The 14,954-nt window shown below is 39.6% G+C and carries 10 protein-coding genes, 1 pseudogene and 1 other annotated feature (1 of these 12 running past the window's edge); of the genes and pseudogenes, 6 read left to right on the forward strand and 5 right to left on the reverse strand.

The features are described from left to right. Window positions 1–94: 94 nt before the first annotated feature. From C7Y47_RS10550 to C7Y47_RS10560, 3 genes are read right to left on the reverse strand one after another with little or no spacing between them, the layout of a single operon-like run. Window positions 95–1,255: an acetoin utilization protein AcuC gene (locus C7Y47_RS10550; protein ID WP_142508755.1), complete on the reverse strand. Its 1,161-nt coding sequence runs from the start codon at window positions 1,253–1,255 to the stop codon at window positions 95–97. Further along, on the reverse strand, window positions 1,252–1,902 hold the full coding sequence (locus C7Y47_RS10555; RefSeq protein ID WP_142508756.1) for an acetoin utilization AcuB family protein: 651 nt from the start codon (window positions 1,900–1,902) through the stop codon (window positions 1,252–1,254). Before C7Y47_RS10555 ends, C7Y47_RS10550 begins: the two co-directional genes overlap by 4 nt. 24 nt (window positions 1,903–1,926) lie before the next feature. Further along, on the reverse strand, window positions 1,927–2,559 hold the full coding sequence (locus C7Y47_RS10560) for a GNAT family N-acetyltransferase (protein ID WP_100542416.1): 633 nt from the start codon (window positions 2,557–2,559) through the stop codon (window positions 1,927–1,929). A 347-nt stretch (window positions 2,560–2,906) separates the two neighbouring features. Here C7Y47_RS10560 and acsA point away from each other — a divergent pair, with 347 nt between their 5' ends. The 6 genes and pseudogenes from acsA (at window position 2,907) to C7Y47_RS10590 (ending at window position 10,297) form a co-directional block, all read left to right on the forward strand. Further along, window positions 2,907–4,634 (forward strand): acetate--CoA ligase, encoded by a 1,728-nt coding sequence (gene acsA / locus C7Y47_RS10565; protein WP_436970105.1) that lies wholly within the window; start codon window positions 2,907–2,909, stop codon window positions 4,632–4,634. Window positions 4,635–5,162: 528 nt separating this feature from the next. Further along, window positions 5,163–5,433, forward strand: a pseudogene (locus C7Y47_RS10570) (transposase); the annotation flags it as partial. Window positions 5,434–5,930: 497 nt separating this feature from the next. Then, window positions 5,931–6,965 carry an N-acetyl-gamma-glutamyl-phosphate reductase gene (gene argC / locus C7Y47_RS10575; RefSeq protein WP_185903457.1) on the forward strand — a complete coding sequence of 345 codons (1,035 nt, stop codon included), beginning with the start codon at window positions 5,931–5,933 and terminating at the stop codon, window positions 6,963–6,965. Window positions 6,966–7,047: 82 nt separating this feature from the next. Then, complete coding sequence (gene argJ, locus C7Y47_RS10580; RefSeq protein ID WP_142508759.1) at window positions 7,048–8,280, forward strand: bifunctional glutamate N-acetyltransferase/amino-acid acetyltransferase ArgJ; 1,233 nt, start codon at window positions 7,048–7,050, stop codon at window positions 8,278–8,280. Next, window positions 8,243–9,013 carry an acetylglutamate kinase gene (gene argB / locus C7Y47_RS10585; protein WP_142508760.1) on the forward strand — a complete coding sequence of 257 codons (771 nt, stop codon included), beginning with the start codon at window positions 8,243–8,245 and terminating at the stop codon, window positions 9,011–9,013. The genes argJ and argB overlap by 38 nt, the downstream gene beginning before the upstream one ends. Before the next feature lie 153 nt (window positions 9,014–9,166). Beyond that, window positions 9,167–10,297 carry an acetylornithine transaminase gene (locus C7Y47_RS10590; protein ID WP_142508761.1) on the forward strand — a complete coding sequence of 377 codons (1,131 nt, stop codon included), beginning with the start codon at window positions 9,167–9,169 and terminating at the stop codon, window positions 10,295–10,297. A 320-nt stretch (window positions 10,298–10,617) separates the two neighbouring features. Here the strand turns inward: C7Y47_RS10590 and C7Y47_RS10595 are convergent, their stop codons facing one another. Together C7Y47_RS10595 and C7Y47_RS10600 are read right to left on the reverse strand one after the other, a co-directional pair. Continuing rightward, the gene (locus C7Y47_RS10595; protein WP_142508762.1) at window positions 10,618–11,499 is read right to left on the reverse strand and encodes an NAD-dependent epimerase/dehydratase family protein; all 882 of its coding nucleotides are present in this window, start codon (window positions 11,497–11,499) and stop codon (window positions 10,618–10,620) included. Between the two features lie 96 nt (window positions 11,500–11,595). Then, on the reverse strand, window positions 11,596–14,703 hold the full coding sequence (locus tag C7Y47_RS10600; RefSeq protein ID WP_142508763.1) for a transglycosylase domain-containing protein: 3,108 nt from the start codon (window positions 14,701–14,703) through the stop codon (window positions 11,596–11,598). Between the two features lie 102 nt (window positions 14,704–14,805). Further along, window positions 14,806–14,954, forward strand: a binding site (T-box leader) (it continues 55 nt past the right edge of the window).

Below are 14,954 nucleotides of genomic sequence, written 5' to 3' on the forward strand. Positions count from 1 at the left end.
GATTGAAAGCCGAATTGATGGCTAGAATGCCAAGAGTGACTGATAGTGGACTAAAGTAAAAATAAAAGCCTCACGATTGTCGTGAGGCATAGTGTTAAACGTGTTTTTCATTGCGAATAATATGAAGTGCTTTGGTTAACATTTGCGCGTTTTTTTCTTCAATCTCTGCCTTTCGAGGGATTGGCTCATACAATGGATTTGGATCCTCCCAAGTTGGAATAAAAGGCACTGGTGCTTCAGGCTGCCAACGATCTAACCAAGCTTGAGGTAGGGGTCCTGTTGGTAATTGCTGATCTGTCATTTCAAGCCATAGCATCGACCATGCGCGAGGCACAACACGCCAAATATCATAGCCTCCACCACCAACGGCAATCCATTTCCCTCCACAATATTCATGTGCTAATTTATGTGCAAGTTTTGGAATTTCTCTATAAATGTTCATTGTTCCATATAAATGTGTTAAAGGATCAAAATAATGTGCATCTGCGCCGTTTTGCGTTAACACAACATCCGGCTTGAAAAATTCAAAGACTTCTCGCATAGCTTTTTCATATATTTCTAGAAAACTCTCATCTTCTGTAAAAGCATCAATTGGAAAATTAAAAGAAGTGCCATATCCCTGTCCATTTCCGCGTTCCGTAATATTACCAGTTCCGGGGAAAAGATAGCGCCCTGTTTCATGAATAGATAATGTACAAACATCTGGATCTTCGTAAAAACTCCATTGCACCCCATCTCCATGATGGGCATCGGTATCTACATAAAGTACACGAGCATTGTATTTTTCCTGCAAATAGCGAATAGCTACTGTACTATCGTTATAAATACAAAAACCTGATGCACGGCCACGGAAGCCGTGGTGTAGCCCTCCTCCTAGATTGAGGGCATGCTCGGCTTTTCCTTCCATAACATAATCGACAGCTGTTAATGTTCCACCGACAAGCTGTGCACTTGCTTCGTGCATATTTTCAAAAATAGGTGTATCTTCGGTGCCTATGCCGTAGCTTTCACATTGTGCCTCTGAAAGCTCACCATGTCCTGCTCTTTTAACGATTTCAATATATTTTGGATCATGTGCAAGTAAAAGTTCTTCCTCTGTTGCGACACGAGCTGGAACGATATTCAAATCATCAAGAGCATCAATATTCTTTAACAAATCCATTGTAAGCGTCAAGCGTTTATGATTGAAAGGATGGGTATCTGAAAATTTATATCCGAGTTGCTCTGGTGAGTATATAAATACTGCTTTTTTCATTGTAATGAAACACCTGGCAAATTAGGCCATAATACATCAAAGCCTTCTTTACGAAGTTCTTCAATCATAGCTAGTGGATTGAGAGTTTTTACTCGGATACTTAAAATTTTATTTTGCGTATTTTCAGAGTCGGGATAAACTAAGACGCTTTGGACATTTGCATGGTGTTTACGAAAAATTTTAGTAATCTCAAATAATATTCCTGGTGTATCGGATACACGAATTTCTATTTTTGAGCCGGGTTCAGTGGCACCTGTTAACTCTAAGTATGTATAGAGTAAATCGGTAGTAGTGACAATCCCAACTAATTTTCCTCCAGAGACAATTGGTAAACAGCCTATTTTAGATTCATAAAAAGTAAGAGCTACTTCCTCTACGAAATCCAGTGGATGACCGACAATTGGATTTTTAATCATAATCTCTTCCACTTTTGCATTAAAAACTGGAGAATTAGGCTCATCCCGTAACGAGGAAGGCAATGCCTCTTTAATATCTCTTTCAGTGATCACCCCAAGAACATGATATTCCTCATCTACAACTGGTAAATGACGTACTTTTTTCTCACGCATGAACTTCAGCGCTTCAACCACTGTATTTGTCGGAGCCAGCGTGTAGGGCTCAACATTCATAATTTCTTCTACGATCATATACTCATCCCCTTTGTGTTGGTTTTAATACATGAAGCGATTTCTAAAGCGAAGTCTATCGAATCTTTCCATTGTCTCAGGAGGCACGCGTTTGCCTTCACGTGCCATCAGGCAGTTAGCGGGATGTGATGTAATTTCAGGGTCATCTGTCGCAAAATATTCGAAGTTGGCAGAGCCCATCATTTTCTCCATCATTTTTCGATAATCCCAAACGTTTAAACCAGTCCCTTTTAAGTCCCAATGCCAATAATACTCGGTAGTGATAACAAGATAGTCTTCCATTTCATCCCCCATAAAAGATACGGCTAGTAGTGCTTTACCAGCACCTGTACCACGATAGTCCGGAATGACTTCAATAGCACCTAGTTCAATCATGTTATCAATTCGATCCTCCGCCCAGCGTTCAAGTGGATCGGGATATAGATAAGTGACGTATCCTACAATAATGTTTTCATTTCGAATAATAATAATTCGTCCTTCAGGAAGTCCTGCAATTTCTATAATGGCTTGCTGCTGTTGCTTTGGAGGTCTAAAAGCAACCAAGCCTTCGTGGAATGAATATGTAGCTAATTTTTCTGGAGGAACAGGTCCTTCCACATACACAGTACCATGCTTTGTTTCCTTTGTGACAGAAAAAAAAGTTTTTTTGTGTTCCATAATGACACCACCTGAGTTTAATAGTTCCATTATAGCTGATTTCCTGCGGAAAAACGCTATCTTTTACAAAATATACCTGCGTTTTTAGAAAAATAGAAATATTAAGACATTCTTAATGAATTCGTGTAAAATAGTTGTATATTGCATCTGTTATTCAACAGATGAATGTAGTGTGAATAGGAATTCACTATTTTTACACCGCTTAAACTGTTGTATAACAAGTGCTGCATAACGTAGTTGTCTTTGGAGAAGGTGGCGAATTTTGAAGGGGGAAAATAATGAAATTACGAAGAGTTGAAATTTGCTTACTAATGTACTAAGGCGATAGCAAAGAGAGGGGTAGCTTCATGGGGATGAAAATGTTGGAGAAGTTGAATGCTTTACCTGGGCAATATAATTTGCTTGATTATGAGAAAGTTGCGGCAACACATGATTGGAGAGAGACAGAAAAGGGATTCAGTTGGTATGAAACAGGGCTTGTAAATATGGCATATGAGGCAATTGATCGTCATACAGAAACGCATCGAAAAAACAAAGTTGCACTTTATTTTAATGATGGAAAGCGTAAAGAGGCTTATTCTTTCAATGAAATGAAAAAGCTGACGAATAAAGCAGCAAATGTTTTTAAGGCAGTAACAAATTTAGAAAAAGGTGATCGATTATTTATTTTTATGCCGCGTTCACCGGAGCTTTATTTTTCTTTATTAGGCGCATTGAAAATGGGTGTAATTGTAGGTCCACTATTCGAGGCATTTATGGAAGGTGCAGTTTATGACAGACTTCTAGATAGCGAAGCTAAAGTATTAGTGACAACACCAGAGTTACTTGAACGTGTACCTTTAGCGAAGCTACCGCATTTGCAACACGTCTTTTTAGTAGGATCTGATATAGAGGAAACACCACAAATTTTAGATTTCAACAGACGTTTGAAAGAGGCACCTTCTCAATTTGATATTGAATGGATGGACAGAGAGGACGGTATGATTCTTCATTATACTTCTGGATCAACTGGAGCTCCAAAGGGCGTATTGCATGTTCATAATGCAATGCTTCAACAATATCAATCTACCCAATGGGTATTAGATTTGCGTGAAGACGATATTTACTGGTGTACGGCTGATCCAGGATGGGTGACAGGTACAGCATATGGCATTTTTGGCCCATGGTTAAATGGTGTCACAATGCTAATTGTTGGTGGGCGATTTTCACCACAAGCTTGGTACCAAGCTATTGAGGATTATAGTGTAACAGTCTGGTATAGTGCACCAACTGCTTTCAGAATGTTAATGGGTGCTGGTAGTGGTATGCTTGAGAACTTTGATCTATCTTCGGTACGTCATATTTTATCTGTTGGTGAGCCGTTAAATCCAGAGGTAATTCGTTGGGGGACTGATGAGCTAGGTCACCGTATTCATGATACGTGGTGGATGACTGAAACTGGTGCGCATATGATTTGTAATTATCCTTCCATGGATATTAAGCCAGGCTCAATGGGTAAACCACTACCAGGTATTCATGCGACAATTGTTGATGATGCTGGTAATGAAGTACCACCTTTTACAATGGGGAATTTAGCGGTTCGACGTGGTTGGCCTGCAATGATGCGTCAAATTTGGGGAAATCCAGAGCGTTATGAATCCTATTTCTTAAAAGGTGAATGGTATGTGTCTGGGGACTCTGCCTATATGGATGATGATGGTTACTTCTGGTTCCAGGGGCGTGTTGATGATGTTATTATGACAGCTGGTGAGCGGGTAGGTCCTTTCGAGGTAGAAAGTAAGCTACTAGAGCATCCCGATATAGTAGAGGCAGGGGTAATTGGAAAGCCAGATCCTGTCCGAGGTGAAATTATTAAAGCCTTTGTGTCATTACGTGAAGGTGTTGAACCTTCACCTACATTGATAGAGGATATTCGTAATTTTGTTAAGAAGGGTTTATCTGCACATGCAGCACCACGTGAAATCGAATTTAAGGATAAGCTACCAAAAACACGCAGTGGTAAGATTATGCGTCGTGTGTTAAAGGCGTGGGAGTTAAATTTACCAACTGGTGATTTATCTACGATGGAAGATTAATTATAAGAAGCAGGAATTTGTTCGGTCGACGAAAAATTCCTGCTTTCTTTTTTTCTGCCAGTTACATGTGGGGGAGCATTAGCCCTCTACTAGCGCCATATATAATGTTTGCTTACCATCTATTTCGACAATAATCGTGTAAGTATCATGATCATTTGTAGCGAAAATTCACTGGCAGTTTAGTAGCATAAAAATCTTTGAAAAATAGAGTGGATGTCGTCGTTTTTTTATTTCTCCAATTTTGTCTTCTTTTATAAAATCACCCTTTTTTAGAGATTCTTGATCGGATGCTTTTATATAGATTAATTGATCATTTTGTAAAATATCTGCTTGAGGATCTTCTTTAAGAATATTTTTTAGGCGAAACGACGGAAAGAAATCCGTGCAACGGAAGGAAGAGTCAAAGCGACGGAAAGTATAGCCAGAGCAACGGAAGGAATAGGCGAAGCGACGGAAAGAAATCCGAGCGACGGAATATCCGCAACGAAGGCGAGTATCTTAGATTGGATGAGCATTTCAGACCGACATGTGTACGAAATCAAGTGTAACAATGATTTACGGAAATTTACGTATCCCAGCACGTGGCCTTGAACTATGGAAACAACTGTATAAAGAGCGCACAGCCGTTGAACGTGTAAATGCATACCAAAAGCAATATTTTCAGTTAAACAATGTCCGTCAAAGAACAAGAAGAAAGGCGAAACTTCACTTCAATCTGGTGACTTTTATCTATAATGCCTGCAAGTTGGCAGTAGATCGTCTGAATGCTTTATTACAGACAAAAACTCAAGCAGCATAATTTTTATAAACGTAAGTTTTCTTAATAGGAGTAGTCTAGCTCTTGGAAAATATGATTTATGAAATTGATTCAAGTAAGTAAATTTACTTGGAGCATATCATCAAAAGTAGGAAATCACATTTGTTAAATCGTATGCCATGTATATTAGTTGATTGGAGTGGAGGCTGGGCGGCTCCTTGGGTGTCAGCGATAGAGGAACGAAGGCTAAAAGCATCACATCCTGTGATAACGCCTTCGTGACCAACATCGTGTTGGCCCGAGACCCTGGAGCGATCACAACGCGAGTGAAGCGGCACATCGGATGCCCCCAATACTTTATAAAAGATAAGCTTTTATCTTGAGTATTCTCTTTGTTTTATAGCGTGTAGTTATCCAAACTTTTTTAAAAGCATTCATTAAATGAAGTTTGTGAAAATTAAATAAATAAATAAAAATTCAGTTGACTTAATAAATATGCAGACGTATACTAATTTTAACTTAATTCAGAGGTGAGTGCATTGAAAGTAGGAATTGTTGGTGCAACCGGATATGGTGGATTAGAGCTTATTCGATTTTTACATAATCATAAAGCGGTGGAACGGATCGATTTATTCACATCTTCAGAAGAAGGCGTCATTTTTTCTTCTAAGTTTGGTCATCTCGTTCATATTGCCGATACACCTTTACAAAAAATTGATTATGGAACTTTAGAGGAATTTGATGTTGTTTTTACAAGTACCCCTTCAGGAGTGACAAGTGAGCTATTACCGCCATTGGTGGGGAAAGGTCCTAATTTAATAGACTTGTCTGGTGATTTCCGTTTACAAGATCCAGCAAGCTATGAAGCATGGTACGGTAAAAAAGCGGCGCCATTAGAATTCATTCAACAAAGTGTTTATGGCTTAACTGAATGGAATGCGGAAAATATTCAACATGCTCCTCTTATCGCAAATCCAGGGTGTTATCCAACAGCCGTTTTACTTTCGTTGTTACCATTGCTAAAAGAACGATTGATTGATTCAAGCTTTTTAGTGATTGATGCGAAAAGTGGGATTTCAGGGGCAGGAAATAAACCATCGCAAACAACGCATTTTAGTGAGGCAAACGAAAACTTTTCAATTTATAAAACGAATACACATCAGCATATCCCGGAAATAGAGCAGGCTATTTCAATGTTTGCAGGGGTTGATACAACCATTTCTTTTAATACTCATTTAGTGCCAATGACTAGAGGGATTTTATCTACTTCTTATGCACCTGTTATGTCTGGTGTTACAGAGCATCAGCTAGTAGCTTGTTTACAGCATGCCTATGAAAAGCATCCGTTTGTACGGATCGTTACAGATGTAAATAGTCTAGGAACAAACCGAGTAAAGGGTTCGAACTATTGCGACGTTTTGGTGAAGGTTGATAGTCGTACGAATCGTGCCACAATTGTTAGCGCCATCGATAATTTAGTCAAAGGGGCTGCAGGGCAAGCCATTCAAAATATGAACGTTCAATTTGATTTACCACAAACGACAGGATTAGATGTCGTGCCGTTCTTTTTGTAACTTAATTGGAGTGAATCTTTTATGTAGCGTCAGCTACTCTTATATGCCGAGTAAAATTGATTAACTAAGGAGGAAAGATTTTATGACATTAATAGCATCCACAAGTATTATGAAAAAATTATCAAGTAAAAATATTGTTTCACCAAAGGGCTTTAAAGCTGCGGGTTTACATTGTGGTTTAAAGCATAAGAAAAAAGATTTAGCTGTGTTAGTTAGTGAAGTACCCGCAAGTGTAGCAGGTGTCTTTACAACGAACGCTATACAGGCAGCACCATTAAAAGTAACGAAAGAGGTTGTGTACACAACGAAGAAAATGCAGGCGATGATTGTCAACTCCGGAAATGCTAATGCATGTACAGGAAGACAAGGTGCAAAGGATGCCCAAATAATGCAGGCCATCATGGCAGAAAAGCTAGGTATTGGGGCAAATTTAGTAGGTGTTTGCTCAACTGGTGTCATCGGTGAAATGATGAATATGGAGCCACTGGCAAATGGGATTAATCAGTTAGAGCCAAAGGATAATTTAGAAAGTGCTATTGATTTTGCACAGGCGATTATGACAACAGATACGGTTATGAAAAACACAAGTTACAGTACTATTGTTGATGGCAAAGAGATTATAATCGCTGGCGTAGCAAAAGGGTCAGGTATGATTGAACCAAATATGGCAACAATGCTAGGTTTTATTACGACAGATGCAAATATTGAATCAGATGTCCTACAGGTTACATTATCTGATATAACAAATATGACGTTTAATGCAATTACAGTGGATGGGGATACATCTACAAATGACACAGTAGTTGTCATGGCAAACGGCTTAGCAGGAAATGCGGCTTTAACTCCTGACCATCCAGATTGGCAAAACTTCTACTATACATTGAAAACAGTAGCTGAAGACTTAGCGAAAATGATTGCTAAAGATGGTGAGGGTGCAACGAAGCTGATTGAGGTTGAAGTTGAAGGGGCATTTTCGGATGAAGAAGGACGTAAAATTGCTAAAACAGTAGTTGGTTCACCACTTGTGAAAACGGCAGTATTTGGCTGTGATGCAAACTGGGGACGTATTATTGCTGCTGTAGGCTATAGTGGCGCAACGGTTGATCCGGAAAAAATTACGATACAAATTGGCGGTGTAACAATGGTTGAAAATGGTGAGCCAGTGCCATTTTCGGAAGATGGGTTAATTCAAATTTTAAAAATGCATGAAGTGAAAATTTATGTGTCTCTTGGTATTGGGGAAGGCAAAGGGCATGCTTGGGGATGTGATCTCACTTATGACTACGTTCAAATCAATGCCTCATACCGCTCGTAAACGAATGGTCATTAAGCTTGGTGGAAGTACGTTAGATAGCTTAAATGAGTCGTTTTTTGAGAATTTTAAAAAACTCCAAGAAAGCGGCATACAGCTTATTATTACCCATGGTGGTGGCCCAGCAATTACCCGTGAACTAGCGGTGCGCGGAATAGCATCACATGCTTTAAATGGTATTCGTGTCACGAGCAAAGCTGCAATGGATATTGTACAGTCAACGTTAATAGGAAAGGTCAATCCTACGCTTGTTCATGAATTAACAACTTCTGGCATTGCTGCAATTGGATTAAACGGCTTTGATGGACAGTTAATTTTAGCAGATTTTCTAGATAAAGATGTATACGGTTTTGTTGGTGAAGTGAAAACCATCAATACATCTTTGCTAGAAGCAGTAATGAGTGCCGGGGTTGTACCGGTTATTGCTTGCGTGGGATCAGATGAACATGGTCAGGCATTAAATATTAATGGAGATACGATAGCAAGTGAAATAGCATTAGCGATAGATGCGGATAGCCTATTACTAGTAACGGATGTAAGCGGTATTCGAATTAATGATGAATATCAACCGAAAGCAACACGTTCCTCTATCAATCAATGGATTGAGGAGGGGCAAATTTATGGTGGGATGATACCTAAAGTTCAAGGAGCTCTCGAATGCTTAAGTGCAGGTATTCCATCCGTGCAAATTGTTGGAGAATCCTTAGTGGGTACGACGATTTTATCCGGGGGGTGAAGAAAACCCGAATGAGTAAAGTTTCCCTTCATCCTCACGCAGTAACAGTCATTCTTCTTCTTCATAAGGGTGACCGTTCTTATGGTATAGAAGGAGCAATATAGTTGTTTAGTGAAAATGATTGTTATAGCAAACTTAGTAGGAGTTGATAAAATGAGTGCTTTATTTGGAAACTATGGCAAGCGCCGCGCCCAAATTGTCAAAGGGCAAGGAACTGTTGTAGAAGATTCAGCTGGGAAAAAATATTTAGATTTTACAAGTGGAATCGCTGTAGTGAGTCTTGGTCATTCACATCCTGCAATCGTGAAGGCTATTCATGATCAAAGTGAAAAACTTTGGCATATTTCTAATTTATTTGATATTCCCGGTCAGGAAAAGGTTGCGCGAAAATTAATAGCAGATACTCACTTTTCTTATGCATTTTTCTGTAATAGTGGGGCGGAAGCAAATGAAGCGGCCATCAAACTCGCACGCAAGCATACCGGAAAAAATCATATTATTACTTTTGAGAAATCCTTTCATGGGCGAACTTTTGGAGCGATGTCCGCAACAGGGCAGGGCAATGTACATAATGGCTTCGGACCGCTTGTTGAAAAATTTACGATTCTTCCTTTTAACGATGTGGCAGCACTTGAAGCAACGATTGACGATTCTGTTGCTGCAATTATGCTTGAAATGATTCAAGGTGAGGGCGGTGTTAATAGTGTATCACCAGAATTCGCAGCAGCAATCGCTAAAGCCTGTGACGACAAAGGAATATTACTAATAATCGATGAAGTTCAAACAGGTATTGGACGAACAGGAACAAGATATGCCTATGAGCAAACGATTTTAAAGCCAAATATCGTGACATTGGCAAAAGGGCTAGGTGGAGGATTCCCAGTTGGTGGAATGCTTGGAACAGCCGAGCTATATGAAACATTTAGTCCTGGCACACATGGGACAACATTCGGTGGAAACCCACTTGCGATGAGTGTTGCTGAAACCGTGCTTAATCATGTTTTTGAGCCTGCTTTTTTACAAAATGTGCAGGAGCGATCTTCGTATTTTGTTAAGCAGTTGAAGGAGAATCTACCGTCTACATATACGGTACAAGGCCAGGGCTTACTTCTTGGCATTGGTTGTGGCGATACTGAGGTAGCCTCGTATATAGCTGTAGCAGAGGAAAATGGCTTATTATTAGTAGGGGCAGGACCAAATGTTATTCGTCTACTACCACCATTAACCGTTTCAAAAGAGGAGATAGATGAGGCAATTGCGATTTTAAAAACGATACTGTTATAGTATCTGGACAATTAAATACGATGAAAATGAATCTGCTAGACTTTCTTTGTAAGAAATCTAGCAGATTGTTTTAATGCTTATCAAAAAAGACTTAACATCATAACATGGGGTTGATTTCCGTTCCGGCTGGGCGCTTTGTTGCTGCGTTACACTGCGCTTTCGCACAGAGCAACGCTTCCTGGAGACGTTCGATAAGCCGCTTCACTCGCGGTGCTCGCTCCAAAGTCTCAGCGATCCCCAAGGAGTCGCTCAGCCTTCACTCCAAGCAGAATACGTTTTAAAAAATGTCATCCGCAATTTTTGGGTAGTTTAGTAAAATCCTATTGAAGCTCTTTTACTAAAGTTTTCACTAGAGTAGGGAGCCAATCATGAAGTTGACTAAATGTAAAGCCTGCCGCTTCTGCTTTTGTAGTTGACATATACCAATCTGCCGGAACCCCATATGGTGACTGCGATATTTCATCGTTACCTACCAGAGAAATTTTTGCAGACTTTCCGGTCGTTTTTTCAATAAGCCCAAGCAAATCTTTTAACGAAATTGCACCTGCAGCTGTGGCATTATAAGGTCCTTCAATTGGTGTAATGCCAGCAAAGTATAAAAATGCAGCTGCTTCGTCATCCGTAATAAAGCTCATCTTTGCTGCGATATTTGGTAATGAAATAGGTTGTTCCTGTAAAACTCGTTCAACATGAAAATGTAAACGGCGTGTATAGTCGTTTTCCCCCATAACAATCGGGAAACGTACAGCGACAACAGGGAATGTGGCTTCTTTGAAAAGTACTGCCTCTGCTTGACGCTTACCCTCTCCATATGAAAAATCTTCACGGTTCCCCATCCGAACTTCATAATCATATGGATTAAAATCTTCTTCTGTTTTGACAATGCCGTCTATTTCGTAGGTTGATAGAGTAGATGTAAAAACGAACTTTTTCGTTTTACTTTCTAAAATTTCACATATTTTATGAGCTTCGTTAGGAGAATAGCAAATATTATCATAGACAATATCCCATGTTGTATTGGATAGTGCCTGTGACAACGAATCGGCATCATCTCGATTAACGATTAGCTGCTTCACCTTTGTGCCGAAAGGATTCCCGCTTTGTCCACGTGTTAAAATAGTTACGCTATGACCGTTTTGAATAAAGAGTTCAACAAGCTTTTTACCAAAAAAACGAGTGCCTCCTAAAACTAAAATGTCCAATTATTTCCACCCCTTCAAATTAGTAGTCCCCTTTATAATGACAAAAAAACAGGCATACTACAATTACTTTTAATTGTAGTATGCCGTGTAAGATGATTATTGGGTAGTTGGTGGATTAGTCGGTGGAGTTGGTTTTCCGTTGTCTCCTCCGTTAGAGCCATTCCCGTTATTTGAGCCATTCCCGGTGTTTCCGGAACCATTCCCGTTATTTGAGCCATTGCTGTTATTTCCGGAACCGCTGCCGTTATTTGAGCCGTTTCCGTTATTTCCAGAACCACTGCCGTTATTCGAGCCGTTTCCGGTATTTCCAGAACCATTGCCGTTGTTTGAGCCGTTCCCGTTACTACCATCTGACCCATTGCCATTTTCCGAACCGTTTCCGTTATGGTTCGAGTCATTCCCGTTAGTAGGTGGGGTCGTTGGAGGATCTTTTTCTTCCTTGTCTTTTTCAGGTTGTTTGTCATTCGCAATACCACCAGTAGAAACGACATTAGATTGCGATGAAGTTAAACCTGTAATATCGACAGCGACAACAACATAGGCTTGACCACTTGCTACCGTCATACTTTGTGATGACTCAAGCACTGATCCGACAAGCGTTTTACCACCGTTTGTTACTTTATATATTCGATAACCGACAACAGCATTTGAAGAGCCTGTCCAAGATAATGTATTGCCATTAACTGAAGCGGTTACTGCTGCTGGCGAATTGTGATCTGCCGGGAAATCAACAGCTGATACCGATGAATTCGATAATGTCGAATTTTTTGGTAGTAGGCTGGCTGGATTACCGCCAAGTCTGCCTAACATTCGTTTAATAAATGCCTGATTAATACCTGCGCCACCTGGTTTTACAAATTCTGGTGGTGTGTTAGGGAGTGCATTATACGTTTTACCTTTAATCGTCACAACCTTTGAGGAAGCTAAGCTATCATCAGGCTGCGAAGGTAAAAATACTTTCGCGTTAAACAAATCAGAGCGTACGAGACCAGCATTAGCACATGCTGCTGAAGGTGCTAGACCAGAAATACCACAGAATGATGCAGTAACAACGTTTTTCGGTTGCTTAAATCTAGTTTTTGGGGAGATTAATTGTGGATCGACATCATACACAGAATTCATTAATGATCCCCATAGCTTGTTAATTCGCACACTAGGCTGTTGATACGTATTATTAAATGTATACAGTGATTGATTGTTATCATAACCCATCCATACACCAAGAGAAACATTCGGGTTATAGCCAACTAGCCAAACGTCTTTATAATTTTGCGAAGTACCTGTCTTAGCAGCAAAGTCAGCAGAGAATTTAAGTGAATTTCTTGCAACTGTACCTGTTCCTTGTGTTAACACATCTCGTAACATATCTGTAACGATATAAGAAGTTTCAGGACTAAACACTTGTTCAGGTTTAACTTCGTGTTTATATATGATATTTCCATTTTGGTCTTCAATTCTATCAATCATATAAGCGTCAATGAATTGACCGCCGTTTGCGAAAGTTGCATAGGCGTTGGTGTTCTCTTCAACAGTAATACCATCTTTTACTCCTCCGATCCCAGCTGCAAGGTTTGTAAAGTCATCAGGTTGTAAAGTTGAGATCCCCATTTTTACTAAATAATCGGCAGGACGTCTGTTAAGAATATCATAATATAGACGTAAAGCAGATAAGTTTTGTGAACTAGCTAAAGCTTCACGTGCAGGTATAAGTCCTCGTTCATCATTACTAATATAGTTGCTCGGACTCCAACTGCCAACAGAGAATTTTACGTCGACTAATGGGCTACCTGCACCGATTACACCGTATTCTATTGCAGGTGCATATACGAGTAATGGCTTCATTGTTGAGCCATTTGAGCGTTTTGCCTGTGTAGCATAGTTATAATTTTTTAATTCAAAGTCACGACCACCGACAAAGCTTAAAATACGTCCAGTATTATTTTCAATTAAAATACTGCCGACCTGTACAGGCATTTCAGTATCCACTGCTTCACCTGTTGCAGGATCCTTGTCTTTAACGGTGTAAGTATGACCGTAATTTTTGAAGTTTTCCGCTGCTTTTTGCATCGCATCGTACATATCCTTATTTATAGTTGAATAGATGCGATAACCTTTTGAACGGACATCACGATCTGCTAGTATCGTATACTTATCTTTTAATTTTTTTTCATTTTTTAAGCGTTCTGGATCAATACCATCTGCTACCGCTAGTTTTTCAGCAATAATTTCTGTCGCGCGACTTTCAAGCTCATATGTTAGCCATGGGTAGCGATCCTCTGTGCGCATCTCTGGTGAACGGAAGTCAGCGGTAATATCATAAGCGAGTGCTTCTTTATATTGAGCTTCGTTAATGTAACCTGCGTCTTTCATGCGATAAAGTACAGTTTTCATACGATCAATACCCTGTTGAAGAGCTTCTTTACTTTTAAGTGCACCTGTATTTGTAAAAGGTGTGTAAGTAAAAGGTGCTTGAGGAATACCAGCTATATACGCTGCTTGAGGAAGCGTTAAATCCTTTGCTTTTACATTGAAAATACCTTCAGCAGCTGTTTCAACCCCTGCAATGTTTCGACCGGAAGAGTTACGACCGTAAGGAATTATGTTTAAATAGGCCTCTAAAATTTCTTCCTTTTTCATAAAGTGCTCTAAACGCATTGCGAGTAAAAGTTCTTTTGCTTTTCGCTCGTAAGATACTTCGTTTGTTAATACTTGGTTTTTTATAAGTTGTTGTGTTAGTGTAGAACCACCAGTTTGAGTGGAAGAGTTTGTGACGTCTTGAAGTAGCCCGCGGATGACAGCTTTCGGAACTATTCCGTTATGTTCACGGAAATACTCGTCCTCTGTCGCTAATACCGCATTAATAACATCAGGTGCGATATTGTTTAATGTTGTTGCCCGACGGTCTAAATCTGTACGTAATTTTCCGATATAAATATCATTGGCAAAATAAATCTCACTTGTTGAATCGTAGTTGAAAATTTCATTTCGTAATTCTTGCTTTGAGCGTAGTGGCTCTTCTTTTACAAGTGACGCAAAATAGCCAGCGCCAACTGACCCGGCAAATACAGTACCTACCAATGCAAAGACTAAAAATAGTAAAAATAAGTTCCAGGTAACACTTCCTGAAATACGTAATTTCTTCATCCATTTTTGTTGAATTAATTCATCGATCTTTGCATTGATTTTCTCAATCCAATCTTTCAATGTATCGACCTCCTAAAATCTTGTTTATTATAGCACATATTGATTTAGGTCGAACATAGTTATTGACAATGAAAAAGAATCGTATAGAATAATGCTTATAGTTTTCTAGTGATGAAGAGCTTGCAGTAGTGTCTATATTCCCTGTTTAGAGAGCCAGCGGTTGGTGAAAGCTGGTCATAATGTAGAGACGAATTACGTGCTTGGAGCTTAGACGTGCGCGCCTGCGATAAAGGCGGTTGAATGAAGAGGAA

This window comes from Lysinibacillus sphaericus, assembly GCF_006864135.1.
Lineage (GTDB): Bacteria > Bacillota > Bacilli > Bacillales_A > Planococcaceae > Lysinibacillus.